This window comes from Shewanella polaris (assembly GCF_006385555.1).
GTDB classification, from domain to species: Bacteria; Pseudomonadota; Gammaproteobacteria; order Enterobacterales; family Shewanellaceae; genus Shewanella; species Shewanella polaris.
The window spans coordinates 1,145,403-1,171,413 of sequence record NZ_CP041036.1 but is presented as its reverse complement, the minus strand read 5'-3'; the positions used below and the strand labels follow the sequence as shown (position 1 = coordinate 1,171,413).

Here is a 26,011-nt window from a genome sequence, read left to right as displayed (position 1 = left end):
GCCTTTTTTATGACTGTTGAAACATCATCTTATAAACTACGACGTTTATTTTCCAATGCACGGCGCTTCTCTCTTGCAATAGGTGTTATTTCAGCGGCTAACTCTTTCTCCCAACCGAAGATAAAATACAATTCCGCCATCAAAAAAAATGGTCCAATCAATAATTGATTCAAATCATCCATAAAAGCAGGTTTAGCCTTTTCATATTTATGGCCAACAAACTGTATCACCCAACCAATAATAAAAATGCTAATCGCGATATAAAATGGATGAGAGGTATGAACAACTAGTTCACTGGTATATAAAACTGGCAAAATAAATAACACTAAACCAAGTGCCAAGCGCAAGTGAAGTGCCATGTAATAGCCTAATACCACAACAGTTAATATCATCGCGGCACTAACTTGATAGTCCAGCCATGCAAATCGAAGTGTCCCCAGCATTAAAAATGCCGACCAAATAATCATAGGCACACCAATAAAGTGAGTGTTAATATTTTTCGGGTTTAAGTGTACGCTTTTATAGGTTGAAAGTTGTTCAACTGCAGATTTCATTTTGAGTCTCTCTAGTTATAGTTATTATTTTGTTAACTTACCCCACTTCAGTGGATTTTAAAAGCCTACAAAAAAGGCGCTAATGCGCCTTTAATAAATAGCCTAATGTTATTCACATCAACTTTCTAACACAACGGTGGCTACAGCATAATGTTTTTCATCGGCAATACTGATAAAACATCGATTGCCCGTTAATAGTTCAAGCCTTGCCAATGCGCCATCTGTAAAACTAATCAGCGGTGCACCATTGTCATCATTATCGATATGAATATGTTGGAACGATACCCCTCTGCCAATCCCGGTACCCAAGGCTTTTGCTGCCGCTTCTTTGGCGGCGAACCGTTTCGCCAAAAATCGCTCAGGTTGTTTTGATTGCAAGTAAGTTGTTAGTTCTGACTCTGTCAGTACCCGTTTAGCTAATCTGTCACCTAGGCGTTCTCGCTGCTCAGCTATTCGGGCTATCTCAACAATATCGGTACCTATCCCTATAATTGCCATTACTCGCCTCTACGACCTTCAAGCATAAGCTTTTTCATATCTCTGACTGCAGTATCTAAGCCATCAATAGCGGCTCTAGCAATGATTGCATGACCGATATTAAGCTCGTAAATCTCGGGAATAGCCGCTATAGCTTTAACATTGTGATAATGCAACCCGTGACCAGCGTTAACCACTAACCCTTTACTATGGGCATATTGCGCCATTTCAGTGATCCTAGCTAACTCGATAGCCTGTTCATCATCGGTGCTAGCATCAGCATAACAGCCTGTGTGGATTTCGATATAAGGTGCACCACAAGCCACAGAAGCATCTATTTGGGCTTTATTAGCATCGATAAATAATGACACTTTAATGCCTTTTGCAGCTAAACGAGTCACTGCAGAACTTATCTTGTCTAATTGACCAGCGACATCAAGACCACCTTCTGTAGTCAGCTCCTCACGCTTCTCGGGGACTAAACACGCATAAGCAGGTTTAACTTCACAGGCAATCGAAATCATTTCCTCAGTCACTGCGAACTCAAAATTCATTCTTGTTTTTAAGGTCTTAGCCAATAGATATACATCACGGTCTTGAATATGGCGGCGATCTTCACGTAAATGAATAGTAATACCATCAGCCCCTGCATGTTCCGCTACTGCTGCTGCATGGACAGGATCAGGATACAGAGTACCGCGTGCTTGACGAAGTGTCGCGATATGATCGATGTTTATACCTAATAATATTCCGCTCACATCGAGCTCCTTAACGTAATAAATAACACTGAGAAAACACACAATACCAACGATGATATAAAACAGTATCGTATTGGGTTCATGTGTTTGGTTGAATAAATATTATATGCTAATCCGCTTTCTTACTGAATAATTGCCTACTTAATAATGGCTTGTTACCTAGTAATGGGTTCAGTAAATAACGCATTAACCCTTTGGCTTGATTGAACTGATCGGGTTGTAGATCTTGCGCGGCTAATGCTAGCAACATTGCCCCAGATAAACAGCCTTTCCCATGAGAAAAATATGATTCTTGAGTGGTTACAACTGGGAGGAAACCACTCTCGGTAATAAATCGATACTGACAATGCTTATCAAGCAAATCACCTTGGGTATCATAGGAAAGAGAAGGCAAAGCACCTAACTCTAATAACAGTGCCATTTCAAAATAGCGAAGGTGACTTGAGCAAAACTGCTTAGCTAGTGCGAGTAACGCTCGGTGATAGTCTAAAAACAACCCTTCAGCTTGATGTTCCACTGATAAAAGGCGAACCAATAACTCATTAAGGTAAAAACCAGAATAGAGACTATAACCACCTAACGGCATAGCAGGCGCAGCGGCTTCAATATGAGTAATGTTTTTTAAACCCAGATTTTTTGCTTCTGATTTAGCACTGAATTGGATAATTAGAGGCTGAAATGGTTGCAAGATGCTTTTTATAGACCGTTTACCTGAGCCCACTCGGGTAATTGCATCGACCCGTCCAACGCCTTCTATCAGCAAATTGACAATTACGCTCGATTCACGAAATTGACGATGATGAAGCACATAGCCACGTTGCATAGTGGCCATGCTTAAACACAAATAATCAATAATACAAAAAAATATTTAGTCTTCGCCATAGCCTAGACTTCTTAATGCACGTTCATCATCAGCCCAACCAGATTTCACTTTTACCCACACTTCAAGAAACACTTTGTTATCAAATAATGTTTCCATATCTAAACGGGCTTGAGTTGCAATCGTGCGAATACGTTCACCTTTATTGCCAATGACCATGCGTTTTTGGCCTTCACGTTCAACCAAAATTAACGCATTAATCTGGTAAACACCATTATCCATCATTTTAAACTGTTCAATTTCTACAGTGGCATCATAGGGAAGTTCATCCCCAAGAAAACGCATTAATTTTTCACGAACAATTTCAGATGCCATAAAACGTTGTGAGCGATCTGTCACATAGTCTTCAGGAAAATAAAATGGTGCTTCAGGTAACGATTCACGGGCCATATCTAAAATACGTTGTATGTTAGTGCCCTTAGTCGCTGATATTGGCAAAATTTCGTCAAAATCAAATTTTTGAGCCAATTCAGTTAAATAAGGAAATAACGATTCTTTATCTTTAATATTGTCGACTTTATTAATGGCTAAGATAATTTTGCGGTCATCATTACGATGCTGAAGCTTTTGCAACACCATCTCGTCATCAGCAGTCCACGTCATACCATCAACAACAAAAATAACCATTGCCACATCAGCTAACGAACTGGCAGCAGCACGATTCATTAAGCGATTAATGGCACGTTTTTCTTCGATGTGCAGACCTGGTGTATCAATAAATACAATTTGGCTTGGGCCATCGGTATGGATACCCATAATTCGATGACGCGTTGTTTGCGGTTTTTTTGACGTAATACTGACTTTTTGCCCAAGTAGCTTGTTCAAAAGAGTCGACTTGCCCACATTAGGGCGACCGACAATTGCCACCATGCCACAATAGGTTACATCAAACGTTGCATTGGCGTTTGGTGCTGCTTGGTTCATCCTTGCCAGCAGTTCATCTAAGCTAGGTTCTTGGCTATCACCTGCTGGCAAGTCTGTTTTTTTGGTCATTTATTCAGTAGCTCCAATACCTGAGCAGCAGCAAGCTGTTCAGCTTTTCTTCTTGAACTTGCCACACCGGTGACAACTTTATCTAATTCACTAATTCGGCATTCTACAGTAAAGGTTTGCTCATGCGCTTCACCCTCTACAGCGACAACTTGATAATCAGGCAATGGTTTCTTAAACCCTTGTAGATGTTCTTGTAAAATTGTCTTTGGATCTTTTTGATTAATGCCTGGTTTTATTTCAGCTAAGCGTGCTTGATACCATGATAATAATAACTTACGGCAAACTTCAAGATCGGCATCAAGGTAGACAGCACCAATAATGGCTTCCACGGCATCGGCTAAAATAGATTCGCGTCTAAAACCACCGCTTTTGAGCTCACCAGGACCTAAGTATAAATAGTCGCCTAATTTGAACTCTATAGCGATTAACGTCAGGGTATCACCTTTAACCAAGGTGGCACGCATTCGGCTTAAATCACCTTCTGTCGCTTTTGGAAACTGATGATATAAGGCATCAGATATAATGATCGATAAAATCGAATCACCTAAAAACTCTAAACGCTCATTATGTTTATTTGCTGCGCTACGATGTGTTAATGCCTGAATAAGTAATTCAATATTATTAAACTCATAACCTAAAGTACGGCACAAACGCGGCAAATTTTTAATGGGTTCCATCAATGTATTCCACCTACTCTGTCAAAACGTACGCCTGTTGGTATCCATGTTGGTAACATATCACTCGGCTTACGATCAAATTCAAAACTAATCCATATGGCTACCGCTTTACCGACAAGATTCTCTTCCGGTACAAAGCCCCAGAAACGACTATCGGTACTATTATCACGGTTATCACCCATCGCAAAATACATCCCCTGAGGGACAACGAACTCACCAGCAGGAAGGCCTGCTTGTGGATAAAAGTGCTGTCTGAAATCAGGTCGCGACGGATTAAGCAAAATATCATGCTGAACATCGCCGAGTTGCTCACTTAAACGAATTAATGGCGTGCCATTTTGGCTAAACTCGCCACGGCTAATCTCGGTATGCTCAATAACATGAGCGCCAGGGCAATCTGTTTGACTATCACATGCCTCTTGGATCATAAGTTGTTTATTACGGTAAAAAATTTTGTCCCCAGGCAAACCCACTACACGCTTGATATAATCTAGCTTTGGATTTTCAGGATATTTGAATACAAATACATCTCCGCGCTCGGGCTCACCAGTTTCAACCAGTTTGCTACGCCATACAGGGTCGCGTAATCCGTAACTAAACTTCTCAACCAATATAAAGTCACCCACTAAGAGGGTCGGCATCATTGAACCCGAAGGGATTTGAAATGGTTCATAAATAAACGAGCGTAAAATCATTACAAACGCAATCACCGGAAAAATGGCATGCGCAGTTTCAACTAATACAGGCTCACGGATTATTTTGTCTATCGCATCTGCGCTCAATTGAGCTGAATTAGCTTCTGCGGCTAATAAATTTTCACGGCGTTTCGGCGCAAAAAAGACCACATCAATTAACCAAATAATTCCGCTAACAACGGTTACGAGCACTAAAATAAGTGAAAAATAGGCTGCCATTACTGATTTATCTCCTGCTGAGTGTGTTGGATCCATATGGCTTGAGCAAAGGCTCAAAAAACTCAATCCAGTATGGTGATTAACGAATAAACATTCACCCAGTTGAGTGTTACAAAATATATAGTAAAAATAACGATAACGCCGCAATACGCGGCGTTATTTAGCACATTAACTCAATTAATTATTATTAATCGTTTAACTTCAATACCGCTAAGAATGCCTCTTGTGGCACTTCAACGTTACCGACTTGCTTCATGCGCTTTTTACCTTCTTTCTGCTTATTAAGCAGTTTTTTCTTACGCGAAACGTCACCACCATAACACTTAGCGGTTACATCTTTACGTAACGCTTTAATACTTGAACGGGCAATAATCTGACTGCCTACGGCAGCCTGAATTGCAATATCAAACATTTGACGAGGAATTAGCTCTTTCATTTTTTCAACTAAAGCCAAACCACGATGACGAATATTACTGCGGTGAATAATCATCGCTAAAGCGTCAACACGATCACCATTAATTAAAATGTCTAACCGAACCATATCTGCAGCGTCGAAGCGAATAAAGTTATACTCTAATGATGCATAACCACGGCTCGTTGACTTAAGACGATCAAAAAAATCCATTACCACTTCTGCCATCGGCAAGTGATAAGTTAAGGCCACTTGATTACCGTGATAAACCATATTGGTTTGCGTGCCACGCTTTTCAATACATAACGTAATCACGTTACCTAAGTATTCTTTAGGCACTAATATATTGGCTTCAACAATCGGTTCACGAATTTCTTCAATGTTATTTAGTGCAGGTAAACCAGATGGATTATCAACATAAATAGTATCACCATTGTTCATGATAACTTCGTAAACCACTGTGGGTGCCGTGGTGATCAAATCCAGATTGTATTCGCGCTCTAAACGCTCCTGAACAATCTCCATGTGGAGTAGACCGAGAAAACCAATACGGAAACCAAAACCTAACGCAGATGATGTTTCAGGTTCAAAAAACAGAGAGGCATCATTCAAGCTTAACTTATTCAATGCATCACGGAAGCTTTCATACTCATCGGTAGAAATCGGGAATACACCGGCATAAACCTGCGGCTTGACGCGTTTAAAACCTGGAAGAGGTTTGTCTGCCCCATTTTTTGCATGGGTCAAGGTATCGCCTACAGGCGCACCATGAATTTCTTTAATACCAGAAATTACATAACCCACTTCGCCAGCACGAAGTTCTGCTTTGTCTTTTTCTTTTGGTGTAAAAATACCCACTCGATCGGCGTTATAGTTTTGTCCTGTGGACATCACTTTAAATTTTTCACCTTTCTTAAGTACACCATTTTTAATGCGAACCAAAGACACCACACCAAGATAGGCATCAAACCATGAGTCGATAATTAATGCTTGTAGTGGCGCAGATTCATCACCCACTGGAGGAGGGATTTTTGCGATAATTTCTTCTAATACTAAATCAACACCGACACCAGTCTTTGCAGAACAACGCACAGCATCCATGGCATCAATGCCAACAATATCTTCAATCTCTGCTGCTACACGATCTGGCTCTGCCTGAGGTAAGTCAATTTTATTTAATACAGGAACGACATCCAAATTCATTTCTAGTGCGGTATAGCAGTTAGCTAATGTCTGAGCTTCTACGCCTTGACCAGCATCAACTACTAACAATGCACCTTCACAAGCAGCCAAAGAACGTGATACTTCATAAGAGAAGTCAACGTGTCCTGGTGTATCAATGAAGTTGAGTAGATAAGTATTACCATCTTTTGCATGGTAATCTAAGGTGACACTTTGGGCTTTAATCGTAATGCCACGCTCACGTTCTAGATCCATTGAATCTAAAACCTGTGCAGCCATTTCACGGTCAGTTAAGCCGCCACATACCTGAATCAGGCGATCGGATAAAGTTGATTTACCATGGTCGATATGGGCAATAATCGAGAAGTTTCTAATGTGTTTCATTATGCTGCAATGACTACTACTAAATTTGATGAAAATTAAGGTGGCAAATTGTACCTGATTAGGGGGGTAATACCAATCAGATTAACCAATAGTATCAATTTTGCTACAATTATTGGTATTAACGAGGTGTTTTTGAGTCTATTTTAATAGGTTTACAGCAGTTTTTGGTTGATGCAAGGGACTATTTTGCGTCAATGAGTATCATAGAAATGCTTAAAAGAGTGTCTCACTGACCGCACTAAAAACAATAACTAATTGCTTGCTTGAATAATATCAATTTCTTGACCTAGATGGGCAATGATCACAGGTGTAGCATCTGCTTCAAGTTGAGTGGCAAAGTGTTTACCAATAAACCACGCAAACAATGCCCCAAATGCACCAAAAAACATTGCAAAACCATTGGTATTAAAACCTAATCCAGCTGCCAACATTTGCCCAACCATTGCAAATAAAAACAAGCCTATCAAGGGTAACAGATACACTAACGCCGCGGCTTTAATAATCACACTTTCTGGTAAGCCTATCTTAAGCATGTCACCAGAAAGGCAAGGTTTATCACTCGGTAATGAAAAACGCTGAGTATGAACAGAAAAAGCTTTAGCAATAGTTGAAGTGCCACAGTTTTCACTGCTGGCGCAGTGATTACAAGCACTTTTCAATTCAACTTCAACAGTTACCCAGCCTTGTTGATAATCAACCACTCGGGCAATTTCTTCCATCATTGAAGAAGTAGAAGACTCGTGAATGTGGTTATTCATTTAATAAACTCAACCTATAAATAATGACTTATTTTAGCATAATTCGCCACATTGGCTAAGTAAGTTTACCGCTAAGGTATATCACTTAACCTTCATATCTTATCACCAGAAACACGTAAGCCGTGGCACAATCACATTGCGTCACGGCTTACCTATCAATCAGCGATTGTTTATTTTAAGACTAAATTATTGGCAATTTTATCCAAGGTTTCAGAAGGTACCTTGCCAATGGCTACCACCTCAAGAGCACCCACTTGCACTACCACCATAGACAAACCATTACGGATCAGTAATTCATTCGGCATTGGATTTTCACCTGACCGACCAACATAAACAGAAATATTCGCTAATCCATCTGTTAATGCCACATATTCAACAGGCTCATGAATTCCAATCAAACGGTGATGATCGCGAACGACAACATCAAAACCTTGTGGCAACCAAGTAAATTGCCAGTTTTTACCATCTGTACGTTCGGCTTGGTTCATCACGGCTGGCCATTCTTGCTTCGCAGCTTCAACTAAAATAGAAGCGGGCTCAGTTAATTCAATCAGTTCGATGACCATGGTCTGTTCAAGTAATTGTTTGTCTTTGTTGAGGCTATCAAACCGTAATGGCAAATAAGTGTCCATATCAATCCACACTTGAGCATCATAACGATTGTCATCATTTGCCATTAAACGGATCATTTGGCCTGGACGTCCAGCAATACGAGCTCGACCACCTATAACAAATTGATAACCTTTTTCAAGCTGACTTAAATCACCAGATAAAGCTGCAGGCCAAACACCTTGAATACGAGGTGCCATGACACTATACGGCTGCTGGTCATGTTCTATAAACGTAACAGTATTTCCAACTCGTACCGCATTTTTGGGAGGGCCATTAAGGTATTCAAGTAAAGCAACTTCTTTATTGTCGACAATGCCATGAATATAAACAAGCGGACGAATATGATCGGCTTGTAATTGAATAATGGAGGTTTTAAATTGTTTATCGTGCATTGCTTGGCTCATATTGTTAAGCCAAGCTTTTGCTGATAAATCATCTTCAGCGTATGTCGAAAAAGATAACACTAACATTGCTAGCAGGATAAGACGCAAGCTAACTCCTAACATGATAAGACAAGATTTCTGTCAACGGATTATGGATTTACCGCAGCATCTTGCACACTATTTCCATCAACTGCAACACCTGGATTTAAGCGTTGTTGCAACATATGATCTTGAATATAAGCATTAATACGACGACGCTGCTCTATCACTTGTTCATTAGAATAGCTTTGCTGATTTTGCACTGCACCAGTTTGATAACTTACCGGAGACACACTGCCCACCAAAGGACGCGTCATTAATACAGGTAAAGGAGATTCTGCATCATTGGTTTGGTTAACGTTTTGCACTCCCACAATGGCTACCATAGCAACGGTTGCAGCAATAGCATATTGACCTAACTGCTTGAAAAATGGGACCACATTTGAACGTGGACTCGCTTGTTCTACAACTTGATTCGACTTAGATTGAGGTGCAATGATTGTCGGTTCAAGCTCAATCGCTGCTGAGATACTTGCAAAAAGGTCTAAGTCAATGGTTGCCGGCAACTCACCGCGCATTGCATCGCCTATCATATGATAGCGTTGCCATTCATCATGTGAATCAACGTCAGCAGAAAGTTGTGCCAATGTTTTATCATCGACTTCGCCATCAACTGCACCAGATACCCACTCTTGACTTGATTTAAGCATTATTCACCTGTCTAACGTTAAGGCTGTTACTTTTCCAGCAAAGGCTGGAGCTGTTTGTCGATTGCTTCACGAGCACGAAAGATACGCGATCTGACTGTGCCGACTGGGCAATCCATTATATTGGCAATATCTTCATAACTCATTCCTTCTAACTCTCTGAGCGATATTGCCATTTTTAACTCTTCAGGCAGAGTATCGAGCGTATCAAAGATCACCTTACTCATTTGATCTTTCATTAATAACCGCTCTGGTGATGCAAACTCTTTTAGTGCATCACTGCCGTCGTAATATTCTGCATCTTCTACATCAACGTCGTTTGCAGGAGCCCTGCGTCCTTGTGATGTAAGATGGTTTTTTGCAGTGTTTACTGCAATACGGTACAACCAAGTATAAAATGCACTTTCACCACGAAAATTAGCTAACGCTCTATATGCTTTAATAAAGGCTTCTTGTGTAACATCCGCCACATCCGCTTGATTGCGCACATATCGAGAAATCAAACTCATCACTTTATTTTGATACTTCAGCACTAACAGGTTAAATGCGTTTTTATCGCCTTGCTGTACTCGCTCAACTAATTGTTGATCACTATATTGTCCACTCATCCGAGCCGACTACTCCTAAATCTGTAATGCTGATTTCTCAGTCGCTCGAATCCTGTTCATATAAGTAGACCTACTGATATGAAAAAAGTTCGATATTTAATTAAAAAAAGTTAATTAATTTTACCTACATACAAACCATCTAAGCAAAATCACAATAAAAATCGTTGTAAAAGTATCCTACCAAAGTAATTTGATCTACTATAATCAAACCACAAAGCCACACCATGATACCTGATGAAACAAGCAGTTGAACACCAATCTGACATTTTGGTCATCGGCAGCGGTGCTGCTGGACTAACTTTAGCACTACATCTTGCTGAAAAATCAAAAGTAATTCTTCTTTCCAAAGGCCCATTATCCGAAGGGTCGACATTATATGCTCAAGGTGGAATAGCCTCGGTATTCGATGAAGGCGACACTATAGAGTCACATGTCAACGATACCTTAATAGCTGGCGCTGGATTATGCGATAAATCTGTTGTGACATACACCGCAGAAAACGCCAAAAGTGCAATGCAATGGTTAATTAATTGCGGCGTCGCATTTGATAAAGAAGAAACATTAACTGGAGATGATAACAACAAGGCACCTTATCACCTTACTCGTGAAGGAGGCCACAGCCACCGACGCATTTTACACTCTGCAGATGCAACGGGCAAAGCCGTTCAAACCACATTACAAGAACGTGCACTCGCCCACCCCAATATACAAGTATTAGAACGTTATAACGCAATTGATTTAATTACGACGCGCAAATTGCATCGACCGGGTAACCGTGTCATTGGTGCTTATGTATGGAATCGCGATGCAGAACATGTTGAAACCATCAGAGCAAAATTTGTTGCACTTGCCACTGGCGGAAGTTCAAAAGTATACCAATATACTTCAAATCCAGATATTGCCAGCGGTGATGGTATCGCTATGGCGTGGCGTGCAGGTTGTCGAGTTGCCAATATGGAGTTCAATCAATTTCATCCAACGTGCTTATTTCATCCTAATGCCCGAAATTTCTTACTCTCTGAAGCACTTCGTGGTGAAGGGGCTTATTTACGTCGCCCTGACGGTAGTCGTTTTATGCTTGATTTTGATGAACGCGCAGAACTTGCTCCACGGGATATTGTCGCCCGCGCAATTGATTATGAAATGAAACGTTTAGGGGTAGACTGTGTCTATTTAGACATTAGCCATAAACCCGCAGACTTTATCATTAAACACTTCCCGACCATTTATCATCGTTGTCTAGAATTTGGTATTGATATTACTAAAGAGCCAATACCTTCAGTTCCAGCAGCTCACTACACTTGTGGCGGCGTGATGGCAGATCTTCATGGTCAAACTGATATTAATGGCTTATATGCCATTGGTGAAGTGGCTTATACTGGTTTACATGGTGCAAATAGATTAGCGAGTAATTCACTATTAGAGTGCTTAGTCTTTGCCCGTGCAGCATCACATGATATCGAAAGCCAACTGAACAAAATCGCTATGCCAGATCCATTGCCGGTATGGGATGAAAGCCAAGTAACCAATTCAGATGAAGAGGTTGTTATTGCCCATAATTGGCATGAACTACGTCTATTTATGTGGGATTACGTTGGTATCGTTCGCACAGACAAACGTTTAGAGCGTGCGTTGAGACGATGCTTGATGCTACAACAAGAGATTGAAGAGTATTATTCAAACTTCCGGGTCAGTAATAATTTATTAGAACTGCGAAATTTAGTCCAAGTAGCAGAACTTATTATTCGCTGTGCCATGAAACGTAAGGAAAGTAGAGGTTTGCATTACAATCTTGATTATCCTGAACAAATCGACAATCCTAAACCAACCATTTTGCAGCCAAGTAATTAATTATTATCCAGCACATGGACAATAATCCATGCCATTAATGGCTTAATAACAGACGACACAGATTACGATATGCTGTGTCGTCTAACATATCACGCCATACCAACAACAACTGTTTCTCACCCGTTTGCAACTGCAAATAAAGTAAACACAATAATGGGCTAATAAATGGCTTTTTAGTTAATCTGAATTTATTAGGCTCACTGTTGCCCGCCAATACTAATGTACCAGCACCGTTATTACCCAATGAAAACACACAATGCCAACGAGACAACCTGCGCCATCCCAATACAAATATGATGATTATGGTAATAAATAATATTGTTTGAACAATGTAGAATATAAAAGAAGGATAGTGAGGCCAAGCCAAGAAACTACTTGATACTATGGCCAGTGACATTAACCAAGCACCACGTTGTAATAACGAAGCACTCAATGCAAATTGTCGCATATGAGTGCTGGTATTGAGCAGAGAGTCAATCGAAGGACTAAGGGGCTGCTCTTCCACGAATTTTAACTATCATGTCAGCTAACAGTTGATCTTGGCATTGCTCATGCCCCATAAACCAAGCAAATAATTCAGGGTCTTCACACTCTAATAAACGAATAAAAGTGTTTTTATCATTATCTGTCATGACTTCGTATTGAGTTTCAATAAAGGGTTGCAACAACACATCGAGTTCTAACATTCCACGTCGGCATGCCCAACGTACGCGAGCTATATTCATTAATTCCAACACAAATCTCCTGATGTCTATATCACAAGCTAACTTATACGGTTTTCAAAATCTTGTACTTGCTGATCTCGTCCAGCAAATAAATCTCCAAAATCAGTCGCTAATAAAGATTTTACCGCCGGATGTTGGATCATTCGCTCGGCGAACATTACATGATATTCTTCTTTAATATCGGTAGTTTCACCAAGTAATACCATCCCTTGCGACAGTATATCATGACGATAAATAGACGGTGCCACAAAAATACCTCTATTAAAATAACCGAATGCCTTCATCATTTCAGCATCGTCAAACTCTCCCAAAATACTAACATTAAGGTTTTTTTCAGCAAACCAACCATGCAATTGCTGTCCTAATGACGTCCGCTTACCCGGTATTAGTAATTTACGCTGCTCAAGACAGGCGGGAAATGGAAGTGGAATAGTTTCTGCCGAGAAAAAACTGACACCGCATTCGCCAAGCTTTTTCGATAATATCTCGGGATACTTCAACGAACCACCCGCACAATCAGATAAAATCATATCGAGCTTATGCTCTCGTAAACGTTCAATTAGACTTTCATGAGTTGATTCATAACACGCTAAGTGCACCGAACCATCATCGGGTATTACAGTTAATAAGACCCGGCTAACCAGTGCTTTAGACAAAGCGTCAGCAATACCAACTTCAAATAACAACGAATTTTCTTTCTGATAATTGAGTAAATCGAGCATTTCATAGCTAAGACTGAACATCTTATCGGCATAACGAAAGACTAATTCACCTAGTTCAGTTGCTTCCAAGTTACGCCCGACACGCTTAAAAACAGCTCCTTTCAATCTTTGTTCCAATGAGCGAATCTGACCAGTAATAGTCTGAGGAGCAAGGCATAATACTTCAGCGGCTTTAGCCACTGAGCCTTTTTTTTGTACCATCCAAAAATAATATAAATGGTTATAATTTAAATGCTGCATATCAATCACAAACCTAACAAAATTCACTCACACTACTATAGCAAATAAACCGCTACTTCTATTGCTCATTGATCTATACCAATCAACGACAATATTAGCTCAGCATAGTTAGTTCACCATATTGATTAGCCAAGATTAACCATAAAAAACGCAGCCAAACGGCTGCGTTAATAAATAACCTGATTATCTACTCAAGCGGCAATCCATTAAACTAGTGATCACTGACTCAAGCTCATCACTGTTCTTGACATTGTTTAACGATACCTGCTCTGTGAGTGCTGATACAATTTCAGATTTCACCGGTATATGACTAGAACAATAATTCAAATTCGCCGTTTGATAACGTTTTCCAGCTCGGTATTTTAGTGCTCTTGACTCGTAATCGTTAGGATCAATTCTTTTCTTTGCCAAATCATCCCGATACATTAATGCACCATCTACCACACCTTCTAGATAACTTTGGCAAGTCGGGGAATCAGATGATTCGAGACAAACATTAAATGATTCAGCCGATACAGGAATAACAAAACTGGTCAGTAGTATTCCAAAGGTTAATTTATTCAATTTCATGATTTTACTCCATTTTCAGGCAGTACCTTGGCTAACCAAAAGTAACCAATCACAGCCGCAAATAACGATCCTGTTAAAATACCTAGTCTTGCATAATCACCAAATGCAGCGGGTGAGTTTTCAAATGCTAACGAAGCAATAAACACCGACATGGTAAAGCCAATACCACACATAACAGCAACCGGTATGATATGCCTCCAGCCAATGCCTGGTGGTAATTCAGCTAGCTTCAGTTTTACCGCTAAATAACTAAATAGCAGCACTCCAAAAGGCTTACCTAACAACAGACCCATGATAATACCCAGGGTGATAGGTTCAGCAAATGTATCAAATGACATATTGGTTAATGACAAACCTGCATTCGCAAACGCAAATACCGGCAGGATCATAAAGGCACTCCACGGGTGTAGCTTATGTTCTAAGTGCTCCGACGGTGAAGAACCATCTTTTGCTCTAAGTGGAATACAAAATGCGATAATCACTCCGGCCAATGTCGCATGTACTCCAGACTTCAATACTGCAACCCACAAAACAAAACCGAGTAAACCGTAAGGCAAGATTGAACTGACTCCTTTCCTGTTCAGTGCGACCATCAGCACGATTGATACCGCGGCAATAACCAAACTAAGCATAGATAAATCAGTGCTGTAAAACAGAGCAATAATGACAATGACTCCTAGATCGTCAATAATCGCCAGAGCTAACAAAAACACTTTTAACGCAACGGGCACACGACTACCGAGCAGTGCCATAATACCTAGCGCAAAGGCGATATCAGTAGCTGCAGGGATGGCCCAGCCGATCTGAGTTTCTGGGTTTGAGTAATTAAATGCTAAGTAGAATAATGCCGGAAATACCATACCACCAATTGCAGCAAAACTGGGCAATGATGCCTTAGCTACACTCGACAGCGCACCTTCAAGTAATTCACGCTTTACTTCTAAACCGATTAATAAAAAGAATAATGCCATCAAGCCATCATTGATCCACAGTAAAAGCGGTTTATCGATATCAAGATCACCTACTCTAACCTGCACTTCTGTGCTTAAGAAATCTTGATATACACCCGCTAACGGTGAATTGGCTAAAATCATCGCCAATGCGACGGCAACGATTAATAAAATACCGCCCGCAGACTCTTGGCTTAAGAAGTTTTTAATTGCACGTTCCATATAACACTCCTAAAAAACAGTAACCTAAGTCTATCTGAATCATTGAAACAATAATAATCGATTGTTTCTTTATATTAACTCGGTATTTCCGAGGTATCAAATTTCAACAAGACTTCTTTATATTTTTATTCCAGTCATGCTGACATTGTTAAACATAGCGTAGATTAAGCCATAACGTACAGATTAGGCGGTGTAAATTAATCATCGTTTGGGTATAATCTATAAAAGTAAAAAGGATTAAACAGATGAAACAATATCTAGATTTGTGCCAGCGTATTGTCGATGAAGGCGAATGGGTTAATAATGCACGAACAAACAAAAAGTGCCTAACTGTCATTAATGCCGATTTAGTTTATGACGTTACCAACAATCGATTTCCACTCGTCACCACGCGTAAAAGCTTTTGGAAATCTGCCATTGCAGAAGTGCTGGGTTATTTACGTGGCTATCAAAATGCTGCTGATTTTAGGGCATTAGGCACTAAAACGTGGGATGCCAATGCCAATGAAAACCAAGCCTGGCTAGATAACCCAAACCGCAAAGGGCCGGACGATATGGGGCTTATTTATGGTGCATTAGGTCGTGCATTTCCAAAACCCGATGGTGGCCATGTCGATTTATTGCAACAAATTGTCGATAATCTCAGTAACGGTATTGATAACCGCGGTGAGATTTTAACGTTTTATCACCCAGGTGCGTTTGACCTTGGTTGCTTACGTCCTTGTATGTACGAACACCATTTTTCGCTGCTTGGAGATACCTTGTACCTCAATAGCACACAGCGCAGTTGTGATGTTCCGCTGGGGTTAAACTTTAACATGGTACAAGTATATGTATTGCTTGCATTAATGGCCCAAATTACTGGCCATAAACCGGGTAAGGCGTACCATAAAATAGTCAATGCTCATATTTACGAAGACCAACTTGAACCAATGCGGGATATTCAGCTAATACGTGAACCCTTTGCATCGCCCAAGTTAATCATCAATCCAAAGATTAAAACCCTAAAAGACATCGAAACCTGGGTTACCTTAAATGACTTTAGTGTTGAAGATTATCAACATCACGATCCGATTAAATACCCTTTCGCTGTGTAATTCATTAACCAACATCTTTGTTCAAGTAGTTGAACAAAGATGTTTTTATAACCAATTAGAGTTAACTCAATAGTAATTTGACCCCTACTACGACAAGTAAACCTGCAAAGATTTTTTTCAATATCGGTGTAGGCCAAGTACTGGCAGCTTTTACACCGATTGGCGCGCACAACATTGAACTAATAATAATTCCAATTAAGGCCGGTAAGTAAATAAACCCAACCGATCCCTCTGGTAAATTCGGCACATCATAACCAGCAATAATATAGCCTACCGTACCAGAGACCGCGATAAGCATCCCCGTTGCCGATGAAAACCCCACTGCTTGGCGCATTTGTAATCCGCAATAGCACAGGAATGGCACCAGTAATACACCACCACCAATCCCCATTAAGCCAGCTATTAACGCTATGGCTGAAGAGACGAGAAACAAGACGCCAAAACTGGGCATGCTGCCACCCGTTTTAACCTTAAACGGAAACGCCATTTGGAAAGCCATCAACACTACAAAAATCGCAAACGCCTGTTGTAAATCATCTGATGCGATTTGTTCAGACACAAATGCCGATGCCAATGAACCGATAACAATCCCTGGGAAAATAGGCTTAAACAACTTCCAAGGAATATTGCCGCGTTTATGATGAGCACTTGCCGAAGACATAGAAGTTAAAATAATTGACGCCAATGATGTAGCAATTGCAACCTGAGTGATTTGTGACGAGTCAATGCCCACTGAAGGTAAAATGTATAATAATGCTGGTACAATAATTAAACCGCCGCCAATACCCAACAATCCAGCTAAAAAACCCACCACTGAACCTAATAAAAGGCAAATGAGAAAGACTTGTAACAAACTATCCACGATGACATCCTTATATGGCATTTTACTGAAATAAACCATAGTGAAACAGCGCCAGGAGTTATCACCAAAGATTCAATTGTATTGTTAATCTACATTAATTAACTCTAACAAATTATGTGACCGTAAAAAGTGTGCTAATAATCCTCGAACTTGGTCACCATTTGACTGCTGTAAAATAGAGCTCAACAACTCAGTCAATTGTTGCTTCGATACTCGTCTAAGTAAAAAGTTGATTCTGGCCAAACTACCTTGGTTCATGCTGAGTTTGTTATAGCCCATTGCCACAAGTAGTAACGCACCATAAGGCTCACCAGCAAGTTCACCACAAACACTGACATCTAAGTCATACAGTTTACATTCGTCAACGGCTCGTTTAAGCGCTCGTAAAATACCGGGGTGATAGCTATCAAATAACGAACTCACACTAGGATTATTTCGATCGACAGCCAATAAATATTGAGTTAAATCATTACTCCCCACCGATACAAAATCGACTCGTTTAGCCACATCTTGCAACTGATACAATAATGCTGGCACTTCGAGCATTACCCCAATTTTAGGCCTAACTAAAATAACATTTAATTCTTTTTTTAGTTCTGAAAATGCTTGTTCTAAATATTTTAATGTTTGATCTATTTCATCAAGATTACTTACCATTGGCAGTAAAATTTGCAATTGATTACCATTACCAGCAGCTTGTAACATCGCGCGTAATTGCACTAGAAATAATTCGGGATGGTCTAGGGATAAACGTATGCCGCGCCAACCTAAAAACGGATTATCTTCTTTAATCGGAAAATACGGCAGCGGTTTATCACCGCCTACATCCAAAGTACGCATAACAACAGGCCTATCACCTGCCGCACTTAATACTTGTCGATATACATCAATTTGCTCACTTTCGCTCGGAAAACGTTGGTGCAGCATAAAAGGAATTTCGGTTCGATATAAACCAATACCATCAGCACCTTCAGCAATTTCAGAGGCTATACCACTAAGCAGTCCAGCATTGAGGTATAAATGTATCCGCTGACCATCTGTGGTTATAGAGGGTAAACTCAACTCTGCAGAAAATTGCTTTTGTTTTTCAACATCAGCATCAATCAATAATTGATATTCTTCAATTACTGCTGGCGATGGTGACACCAGCAACTGGCCACGATTCGCATTCAACACCAAAAGTTTTTGATCGATGTCTATTGATAGAACATTATCAACACCAATAATTGCAGGCACACCCAAAGCTCGCGCTAAAATAGCCGCATGGGCATTAACCCCGCCACGTTCCGTGACAATACCAGCCAACTTTTGTCGAGGAAACTCAGCCAATAAAGTGGCATCCACTTCTTTTGCGACTAAAATAATAGGTTTTTCAGGCTCTAACTCTAACCGGCCAGGTTCTATCAGTTGGCGAAGTAGTTTTTGCCCCAATTCGCGAATATCACTGGCACGTTCCTTTAGATAAGGGTCTTCCATTGCCAAAAACTGTTCGATATAACGTAATGACACTCGGCTTACCGCGGACTCAGCCTGCCAACCTAAAGCCACTTCTCTGATGTATTCACCACCAAGACTAGATTCATCCAACAATAATTGAAATGCGGTAAAAATAGAGGCAACATCTGCAGATTTTTCACGTTCAAAACGTTGTGAGATTGAAGACAACATGTCTTTACAACGATTCACAGCTAATTTTAAGCGTTGAGTTTCAACATCTATATCAGTACAGATTACCTCAGCTTGCTCCAGTGAAATAACACCACCTAAAACCAGGCCATGAGCAATAGCAATACCACTGGAGGCTTTCACACCACTGAAAACCACTTGCTGTTGCACATTTGTAACGGCCGCTTTGTGTTTCAAGCTGCGCACAACCACTGCGAGTTGAGCGGCTAGAGTCATTAGGAAGGCTTCTTCATTTTCACTGAACTGTCGGGATTCAGGCTGTTGAACAACAATGACACCAACGACTTGTTTTTGAAAAATGATCGGCACAGCTAAAAATGCACGATATTCTTCTTCTGCAGCTTCGGGGAATAATTTAAAACGAGGATGAAGACGAGCATCGGCAAGGTTAATGGCTTCTTCCCGTTCTGCCACTAAGCCCACCAAACCTTGAGATAATGGCATACTGACACGACCAACTGCAGACTTTTTAAGCCCTTCTGTGGCCGACAATACTAAATGTTGCTGCTCAAGGATATAAATAGAACAGCAATGGGTAGCCATCGCTAATCGAGTTTGTGAAACTAAAATATTTAATGCACTCTCAAGGCTGTTGGATCTTGCAACAGCTTGAGTGATATCCCTGAGCATATTTAACACTGTTTCAATCCTCTTTGAAATCAGTTAACTCCGTTGTTTGCCTCGTTTCTTACTAAATTCGCGCGTTTGCAGCGCTAATGTCGTCGATGCGAACTCTTTCATTACCTTTCTATATACATCGCGTTTAAAAGACACTACCTGACGAACAGGATACCAATAACTCACCCAACGCCAATCATCAAACTCGGGATGTCCGGACGAATTGAGGTTAATGCTATTTTCGTGACCTTTTAATTGTAGTAAAAACCATTTCTGTTTTTGGCCAATGCAAACAGGTTTGCTTTCTTGGCGAACCAAACGCTTAGGTAAACGATAACGTAACCAAGAACGTGTGGACGTTAAAATCTGAACATGCTCAGGTCTAAGCCCCACTTCTTCGTAGAGTTCTCGATACATAGCTTCTTCCGCAGATTCGCCATCATCTAACCCACCTTGTGGAAACTGCCATGAATGTTGACCAAAACGTCTGGCCCACATAACCTGCCCAAATTTATTACAGATAATGATGCCCACATTTGCGCGAAAGCCGTCGCTATCAATCACATGGACTCCAAAAATTACTAAATTTTATATCGTCTGATTGTTTCACAAAGCATGCCTATCAGCAAACCTCTATTTACTGCGAATAATTGAATAACAATGTTAATAAATCAAAATTATCAACAAGTGAATAATTTTGTATCATAGATTATCCACAAAATCTGTGGATATCTCTGTTCGAAACTTTGGTAAAGCTTGATTACAAGGCAAAAATCAACAAGATACTTTTTTCTACAAGCAATAATAAAATTAAAATAAACTTTAATAAACAATAAGTTAAACAATAACTTAAACATAATGAATAACGGATCGATCGCATTGATTAAAAATCAACCAATACAATTTTAGATAACAAATCATTGATTAAGCAATTTAAGTTATACACAAATAACAAGACTTTTTTTAAATTAAACCCACCAAAAAGCCATTTTATTGCGTTGACTTGGTGTTTTTAATCAGTTAAAGGCAAATTTTATTATAGTTATCCATTAAAACTGTGGATAACTATGTGCAAAATGTAGGGGAAAGTGAGTGTAACTTGGGACAACTATATAAACAAAACAGGAGCAATGTAAAAATCCATTTAAAAACATGTAATTAAACAAAAATTCAATCAAGCAATTTCAAACGGCGGGGATGCGGTGTTTTTTCAACCAACGCCAAATGAATAACGAAACTTGTTATCGATGAATATTACTTGATAGCATAGCTTGACGAGTTTGATCGACCACTCATATCTTTTTTAAAGGCAAATACACATTCATGGCAAAATCATCGCCCTTAAGTCTCAACGAGTTAATGGAACGAGCCCACAATATGGCAGGTATTCGTTTAGCTGACATTGCTTCCGATAATAACATCATGGTCCCTACTGACTTACGGCGTGATAAAGGTTGGATCGGGCAATTGATCGAATCTGAATTAGGAGCACTTGCAGGATCAAAACCTGAGCAAGACTTTCTACATTTGGGTGTTGAGCTCAAAACAATTCCTATTGACCACAAAGGCAAGCCACTCGAAACAACTTATGTCACAGTCGCACCACTGATAAACATTCAAGGTATGACGTGGGAAAACAGTGTGGTTTACCACAAACTACAGCGTGTACTATGGGTGCCAGTTGAAGGAGAACGGAGTATACCAGTGGGAGAACGTCGCGTTGGCACCCCTATTTTATGGCAACCCACGGCGCAACAGGCCAAACAATTACAACAAGATTGGGAAGAAATAATGGAGCTCATTGCCCTCGGTCAGGTTGATAAAATTACCGCTCGTCAAGGTGAGGTATTGCAATTACGTCCTAAGGCGGCAAATAGTAAAGTGCTAACCGAAAGTATTTCAGAAGATGGCAGCATACAGTTATCTAATCCACGTGGTTTTTATTTAAAAATTGATTTTACTCAGCAAATTTTAACCAATGAATTTTCATAATAGGGATCAATTATGAGTTCACGCAACGTTAACAAGATTAAAAATTTGCGTTTGTGCACATTTTTACACTCTTCTATGGATCTAAATCACAAATAAACTATCACATTTGAACAATTCTTCTATACACTAGCCTCCTTAATACACTCCATCATTTGGGCAACCACCTTCCCCGTGAAAGCACGCCGTCAAACACAAAAATTATTGTTCGCTATTTTTGCCTGGTGTGTAGCAATGGCTTCTTTCGTTTTTTTTCGTTACTCACAATCATCACAACTGCCAGAATGGGCAATTGGTAATGGCGATTTAGCCATGCTAGCCGTATTTATGGGAGTCATTTTTGGTAGCTTGCATTGGATGTCAAATCTGATTGCTGATTTCAGTGCCATCAGCCGCTTACCCTACCTTTTCTCCGTTGTGTTTAAAGGGTTGTTCTTGTTACTCGGGGCAACAACATTGGCGTACGTGACGCAATTTTTAAACATGTGGGCCATTGATAACCACATGGTCACATTACGACAAATGCTCACTGTTGAAATTATTTACAGTCCATCATTCCAAGCATTAGTGGTTTACCTCGTTGTGGTTCGAGTCAGTTTGGCATTTATTGAACAAATGTCGCTATTAGTAGGGCCTAAAGTATTACTCAACATTGGTCTTGGTAAATACCATAAACCACGTTACGAGCAACAGTTGTTTTTGTTTATTGATATGGTGTCATCAACAGCACATGCTGAAACGTTAGGCGATTATCGCTTTAGCCGTTTAATCCAAGATAGCTTTAGTATGCTGGCGGACACGGTGACAGATAACGAAGCCGAAATTTATCGGTATATGGGCGATGCGGTATTAATCCACTGGCCATTAGAACAAGGTATTAAACACGATCGTTGCTTAAATATTTATTTTGAGTTTTGTCAGCAACTGCAGTGGCAAAGACAGTATTTTGAACAACAATATGGTTTTGTGCCAAAATTTAAAGCAGCAGCTCATTGTGGTCGAGTGGTAGCTGCGGTAGTGGGAGTTCATAAACAAGAAATTAGTTTCTTTAGTGATGTCATCAATACGTTGGCAAGGCTCCAAGACCAATGTAATCCCCTCGGACAAAGAATGCTGTTATCTGGTGATGTTGTTCATCGATTAGAACAGCAAAACAGTCAATACGAGCTAACAGATTTAGGCCCTATTATCCTTAAAGGTAAGCAACACCCTACTGAAGTCTATGGTGTTGCTCCGATTAAACCTGCTCACTAACCAGCCCAAAACGGTTACATTATTTAGCTAACGTCTGAGTTAATAGTTTTGTTTGAATCGCTGTACCTAACGTTCTGAAAGTCGAAATACGACTGGTAGTTTGACGCCATACTAAACCAATATCACGGTAAGGCGCTTCACCAGGTGGGTCTATAGCAACCAAATCGGTGTCGTGTAAAATCCCAGTGTCAATTGCCATTTGTGGTAAAAAGGTAGTACCCAGTCTACTGTTTACCATTTGTACTAAGGTATGCAAGCTTGTTGCGGCAAACGGATTCACTTTGGCACTATCACCGAGTTGACACGCAGTAATTGCATGCCCAGTAATACAGTGTTCAGCTTGAAGTAAAAAAATACTTTCATCAGGCATTTTCTGATAATCAATGGGTTGAACAATACTCTCTGATAACTCTTTATGCATAACCATTTTAAATGGATCAATACCCACTTTCATACTGTGAAAACCGCTTGTATCAACAGGCAAAGCTAAGATCAATAAGTCTAACTCTCCTTTCGCTAATGCATCCAACAGCCGCTCAGTCGTATCTTCTTTTAATAACAAACTCAGTTTGGGATAATCTTGTTGGCATAACTTGACCACACGGCTAAGCAAAAAAGGCGCAATCGTTGGAATACAGCCTAAACGAATTTCACCTGTCATCGGCTCGCCTTGGTTTTTCACCAATTCGACTAAATCATCAACGTCCGTCAGAATATTGCGAGCGCGTTCGACCACTTCTTCACCAATTGCCGTAAACATAAACGACTTATGGTCACGTTCAATTAATTGATAACCCAATTGTTCTTCAAGATTTTGAATCCCGCTCGAAAGGGTTGATTGGCTAACAAAGCACATCTTGGCGGCGCGATTGAAATTTTGCTCCTGATGTAAATTAACCAAATAGTATAGGTTTTTGAGGCTTGGAAGGTTTTTCATATAAACGATTGCCCTTATCTACGTTAATTCAAATAATGAATTAAATTTGGCGAAATAACAAGATGCTAATGTATAAAGCACAACTTACACCCATAAAAAATGCCTCTTTAGTCAGAGGCATTTCAAAAAATGGTTTTAGGTTCTAGGTTGTAGGTTCAAGCACAACAAACTAACAGATAATAAAAACATCAATTCTGCTATCCACGCTACTTAAGCTTAAACTCTCGCTTCTAAGTAAGCTTTCAATTGTTGTAAATCCTGTGCGGCATATTCAACAATTTCAGCAAGCCATACTTTATGCTCGTTTTCCCATCGAGCTTCTTCACCGTGTTGTAATAACTGTGAAAATTGCTGAATGCGTTTTAGGCCCACAGATCCTGCAGCACCTTTAAATTTATGAGCTTCTGCACATAAGGTTTCTTTATCATTCGCATCACCAGCTTTGACTAAGCTACTGATATATTCAGGCATTAGCTGCTCGAATAACACTACGCTTTTTAATAACGTCCCAGCACCTATGGCACTGATATATTGCTCAAGGGTATTGAGATCCAATATTGAGTCTAACTGCGATGTGACCATAATGGCGCCTCTATAAAATATCTAACTCTATAAAATTGCAAATATAATACCGAGTAAAATCCCCTATGCAAGACTTGCTAATATATAAGCGCTATTTAATGATAAAAAGTTACATTTGATTAACATAGCTACTCAAATGGTATCACCAATGTTTAAAAACACTCCAAACTGGTAATCTTTTACTCAATTAGTCGCAATAATAATCACGCTCATTTAGTGTTATCAATTGTTGTACTCAATAAAAATATTGCCTTACACATACTCAGACAAATAATGATCGATTACTTAATCCAATCTGCATTAAGCAATTTTGCTTTGACTTAATGCCAACGCACTACCTTGTCCACCAAAATCACGCAACTCATTAACAATAGCAACAAGACCATCCCAACGAAAAGCACACCAATCTGGCGCAAGCAACATTGGCTTTTTGGCATAAGCGGTCACACGATGAAAGATAATCTCTTTTGGGGTATGGCGAATGAGTTTAGCGGCCTCTGATGCATACTCTTCTAGACTCATCAATGGCATAGGATTATATCGCCATTGCTTTGCCATAATACTGCCGTCAACAATATGTAAAGGATGTAGTTTCAATCCATCTACCCCTATGCCCAATACCGTTTGTAAACTATTAAAGTAGTCAACAGAAGTCTCACCTGGAAGGCCTAATATCAAATGAGTACACACTTTAATCCCTCGCGCACGGGCATTTTTAACTGTCTGACGATATTCTGCCAGTTGGTGTCCACGATTAATCCGCTTTAACGTGTGATCATTGGACGTTTGCAAACCCAGCTCTAGCCACACTTCAATGCCTCTTTGTTGATATTCAACCAGTAAGTCAAGTACTTCATTAGGCACACAGTCAGGACGAGTGCCTATATGAAGTCCAACAATATCAGCATCTTCAAGAGCTTGGTCGTACTTTCTCTTAAGGACTTTATATTCGTCGTAAGTACTGGTATATGCTTGAAAATAAGCAATATACTTTGCAATTGGAGTAGGGGCCACGTCTATGGGTATGGTTTGTTTTTTGGATGAATTCGCACGAATTTTTCCTTCGCTTAATTGCATTGCAATAGGCTGAACACTGTCTTGTTGTCCACTAAAAGAGGCCACATTACAAAAGGTACAACCGCCTACTCCTAACGTGCCATCACGATTCGGGCAGGTAAATTGGGCATCTATGGTTAATTTTTTAATCCGTTGACCATATAAACGTTTGCAATGCGCACCAAACGTATTAACGTAATCGTCTAAACCCAAAATTTATTCCCATTATCACAAAAAAGTTTGCCAGTGTAATGAGCAGATAAGCACCTGTCTTGGTGCTAAATCAATAAAACAGTCTAACGATTCAACTTG

27 protein-coding genes are annotated in these 26,011 nt (G+C 40.0%); 4 read left to right on the top strand and 23 right to left on the bottom strand.

The window, feature by feature from the left end; genetic code table 11:
- Positions 1 to 29: 29 nt before the first annotated feature.
- The 12 genes from FH971_RS05160 to rpoE all read right to left on the bottom strand — a co-directional run bounded on the left by FH971_RS05160 (position 30) and on the right by rpoE (position 10,338).
- Entirely contained in the window at positions 30 to 554 is a 525-nt protein-coding gene (locus tag FH971_RS05160) for an Mpo1 family 2-hydroxy fatty acid dioxygenase (RefSeq protein ID WP_140233601.1), read from the bottom strand.
- A gap of 117 nt (positions 555 to 671) precedes the next feature.
- Positions 672 to 1,052: a holo-ACP synthase gene (gene acpS / locus FH971_RS05155; protein WP_140233600.1), complete on the bottom strand. Its 381-nt coding sequence runs from the start codon at positions 1,050 to 1,052 to the stop codon at positions 672 to 674.
- Positions 1,052 to 1,789, bottom strand: coding sequence for a pyridoxine 5'-phosphate synthase (pdxJ, locus tag FH971_RS05150; RefSeq protein ID WP_140233599.1), 738 nt, complete (start codon positions 1,787 to 1,789; stop codon positions 1,052 to 1,054). The genes acpS and pdxJ overlap by 1 nt, the downstream gene beginning before the upstream one ends.
- A gap of 109 nt (positions 1,790 to 1,898) precedes the next feature.
- On the bottom strand, positions 1,899 to 2,612 hold the full coding sequence (gene recO, locus FH971_RS05145; protein WP_167496077.1) for a DNA repair protein RecO: 714 nt from the start codon (positions 2,610 to 2,612) through the stop codon (positions 1,899 to 1,901).
- 45 nt (positions 2,613 to 2,657) lie between these two features.
- Positions 2,658 to 3,662 carry a GTPase Era gene (gene era / locus FH971_RS05140; RefSeq protein WP_140233597.1) on the bottom strand — a complete coding sequence of 335 codons (1,005 nt, stop codon included), beginning with the start codon at positions 3,660 to 3,662 and terminating at the stop codon, positions 2,658 to 2,660.
- Entirely contained in the window at positions 3,659 to 4,339 is a 681-nt protein-coding gene (rnc, locus tag FH971_RS05135) for a ribonuclease III (RefSeq protein ID WP_137222314.1), read from the bottom strand. Before rnc ends, era begins: the two co-directional genes overlap by 4 nt.
- The gene (gene lepB, locus FH971_RS05130) at positions 4,339 to 5,253 is read right to left on the bottom strand and encodes a signal peptidase I (protein WP_137222317.1); all 915 of its coding nucleotides are present in this window, start codon (positions 5,251 to 5,253) and stop codon (positions 4,339 to 4,341) included. The genes rnc and lepB overlap by 1 nt, the downstream gene beginning before the upstream one ends.
- A 187-nt stretch (positions 5,254 to 5,440) precedes the next feature.
- Complete coding sequence (gene lepA / locus FH971_RS05125) at positions 5,441 to 7,231, bottom strand: translation elongation factor 4 (protein ID WP_140233596.1); 1,791 nt, start codon at positions 7,229 to 7,231, stop codon at positions 5,441 to 5,443.
- A 251-nt stretch (positions 7,232 to 7,482) separates the two neighbouring features.
- Positions 7,483 to 7,953, bottom strand: coding sequence for a SoxR reducing system RseC family protein (locus tag FH971_RS05120; RefSeq protein WP_167496076.1), 471 nt, complete (start codon positions 7,951 to 7,953; stop codon positions 7,483 to 7,485).
- A gap of 206 nt (positions 7,954 to 8,159) precedes the next feature.
- Entirely contained in the window at positions 8,160 to 9,092 is a 933-nt protein-coding gene (locus FH971_RS05115; protein WP_140233594.1) for a MucB/RseB C-terminal domain-containing protein, read from the bottom strand.
- A 41-nt stretch (positions 9,093 to 9,133) separates the two neighbouring features.
- On the bottom strand, positions 9,134 to 9,733 hold the full coding sequence (locus FH971_RS05110; RefSeq protein ID WP_137222325.1) for a sigma-E factor negative regulatory protein: 600 nt from the start codon (positions 9,731 to 9,733) through the stop codon (positions 9,134 to 9,136).
- A 26-nt stretch (positions 9,734 to 9,759) separates the two neighbouring features.
- A complete protein-coding gene (gene rpoE, locus FH971_RS05105; protein WP_137222327.1) occupies positions 9,760 to 10,338 on the bottom strand; it encodes an RNA polymerase sigma factor RpoE in 579 nt (192 codons plus the stop codon).
- Positions 10,339 to 10,572: 234 nt separating this feature from the next.
- Between rpoE and nadB the strand changes: the two genes are divergently transcribed.
- On the top strand, positions 10,573 to 12,189 hold the full coding sequence (nadB, locus tag FH971_RS05100; RefSeq protein ID WP_137222329.1) for an L-aspartate oxidase: 1,617 nt from the start codon (positions 10,573 to 10,575) through the stop codon (positions 12,187 to 12,189).
- A 34-nt stretch (positions 12,190 to 12,223) separates the two neighbouring features.
- On the opposite strand, the gene FH971_RS05095 is transcribed toward nadB, so the two are convergent.
- The 5 genes from FH971_RS05095 to nhaA form a co-directional block, all read right to left on the bottom strand.
- Positions 12,224 to 12,694 carry a protein YgfX gene (locus FH971_RS05095; RefSeq protein WP_140233593.1) on the bottom strand — a complete coding sequence of 157 codons (471 nt, stop codon included), beginning with the start codon at positions 12,692 to 12,694 and terminating at the stop codon, positions 12,224 to 12,226.
- Positions 12,675 to 12,923 carry an FAD assembly factor SdhE gene (locus FH971_RS05090; protein WP_137222333.1) on the bottom strand — a complete coding sequence of 83 codons (249 nt, stop codon included), beginning with the start codon at positions 12,921 to 12,923 and terminating at the stop codon, positions 12,675 to 12,677. Before FH971_RS05090 ends, FH971_RS05095 begins: the two co-directional genes overlap by 20 nt.
- Positions 12,924 to 12,952: 29 nt before the next feature.
- Positions 12,953 to 13,876, bottom strand: coding sequence for a transcriptional activator NhaR (nhaR, locus tag FH971_RS05085; protein WP_140233592.1), 924 nt, complete (start codon positions 13,874 to 13,876; stop codon positions 12,953 to 12,955).
- A 183-nt stretch (positions 13,877 to 14,059) separates the two neighbouring features.
- The gene (locus FH971_RS05080) at positions 14,060 to 14,446 is read right to left on the bottom strand and encodes a hypothetical protein (protein WP_140233591.1); all 387 of its coding nucleotides are present in this window, start codon (positions 14,444 to 14,446) and stop codon (positions 14,060 to 14,062) included.
- Entirely contained in the window at positions 14,443 to 15,618 is a 1,176-nt protein-coding gene (nhaA, locus tag FH971_RS05075) for a Na+/H+ antiporter NhaA (protein ID WP_140233590.1), read from the bottom strand. Before nhaA ends, FH971_RS05080 begins: the two co-directional genes overlap by 4 nt.
- A gap of 245 nt (positions 15,619 to 15,863) precedes the next feature.
- On the opposite strand from nhaA, the gene FH971_RS05070 reads away from it, so the two are divergent.
- Entirely contained in the window at positions 15,864 to 16,715 is an 852-nt protein-coding gene (locus FH971_RS05070; protein ID WP_140233589.1) for a thymidylate synthase, read from the top strand.
- Between the two features lie 61 nt (positions 16,716 to 16,776).
- On the opposite strand, the gene FH971_RS05065 is transcribed toward FH971_RS05070, so the two are convergent.
- From FH971_RS05065 to rppH, 3 genes are all read right to left on the bottom strand, one after another.
- Complete coding sequence (locus tag FH971_RS05065) at positions 16,777 to 17,577, bottom strand: sulfite exporter TauE/SafE family protein (RefSeq protein WP_140233588.1); 801 nt, start codon at positions 17,575 to 17,577, stop codon at positions 16,777 to 16,779.
- Between the two features lie 84 nt (positions 17,578 to 17,661).
- Positions 17,662 to 19,902 carry a phosphoenolpyruvate--protein phosphotransferase gene (ptsP, locus tag FH971_RS05060; RefSeq protein WP_140233587.1) on the bottom strand — a complete coding sequence of 747 codons (2,241 nt, stop codon included), beginning with the start codon at positions 19,900 to 19,902 and terminating at the stop codon, positions 17,662 to 17,664.
- Between the two features lie 24 nt (positions 19,903 to 19,926).
- A complete protein-coding gene (rppH, locus tag FH971_RS05055) occupies positions 19,927 to 20,445 on the bottom strand; it encodes an RNA pyrophosphohydrolase (RefSeq protein WP_137222347.1) in 519 nt (172 codons plus the stop codon).
- A 759-nt stretch (positions 20,446 to 21,204) separates the two neighbouring features.
- Here rppH and mutH point away from each other — a divergent pair.
- Complete coding sequence (gene mutH, locus FH971_RS05050) at positions 21,205 to 21,873, top strand: DNA mismatch repair endonuclease MutH (protein ID WP_140233586.1); 669 nt, start codon at positions 21,205 to 21,207, stop codon at positions 21,871 to 21,873.
- Positions 21,874 to 22,104: 231 nt separating this feature from the next.
- Positions 22,105 to 23,124: an adenylate/guanylate cyclase domain-containing protein gene (locus FH971_RS05045; RefSeq protein WP_240778446.1), complete on the top strand. Its 1,020-nt coding sequence runs from the start codon at positions 22,105 to 22,107 to the stop codon at positions 23,122 to 23,124.
- A gap of 19 nt (positions 23,125 to 23,143) precedes the next feature.
- Here the strand turns inward: FH971_RS05045 and oxyR are convergent, their stop codons facing one another.
- From oxyR to mnmL, 3 genes are all read right to left on the bottom strand, one after another.
- Positions 23,144 to 24,061, bottom strand: coding sequence for a hydrogen peroxide-inducible genes transcriptional activator OxyR (gene oxyR, locus FH971_RS05040; protein ID WP_140233585.1), 918 nt, complete (start codon positions 24,059 to 24,061; stop codon positions 23,144 to 23,146).
- 216 nt (positions 24,062 to 24,277) lie between these two features.
- Positions 24,278 to 24,643 (bottom strand): Hpt domain-containing protein, encoded by a 366-nt coding sequence (locus FH971_RS05035; protein ID WP_140233584.1) that lies wholly within the window; start codon positions 24,641 to 24,643, stop codon positions 24,278 to 24,280.
- Between the two features lie 300 nt (positions 24,644 to 24,943).
- Positions 24,944 to 25,912, bottom strand: a complete 969-nt coding sequence (mnmL, locus tag FH971_RS05030) for a tRNA modification radical SAM protein MnmL/YtqA (RefSeq protein WP_140233583.1) — start codon at positions 25,910 to 25,912, stop codon at positions 24,944 to 24,946.
- Positions 25,913 to 26,011: the final 99 nt, after the last annotated feature.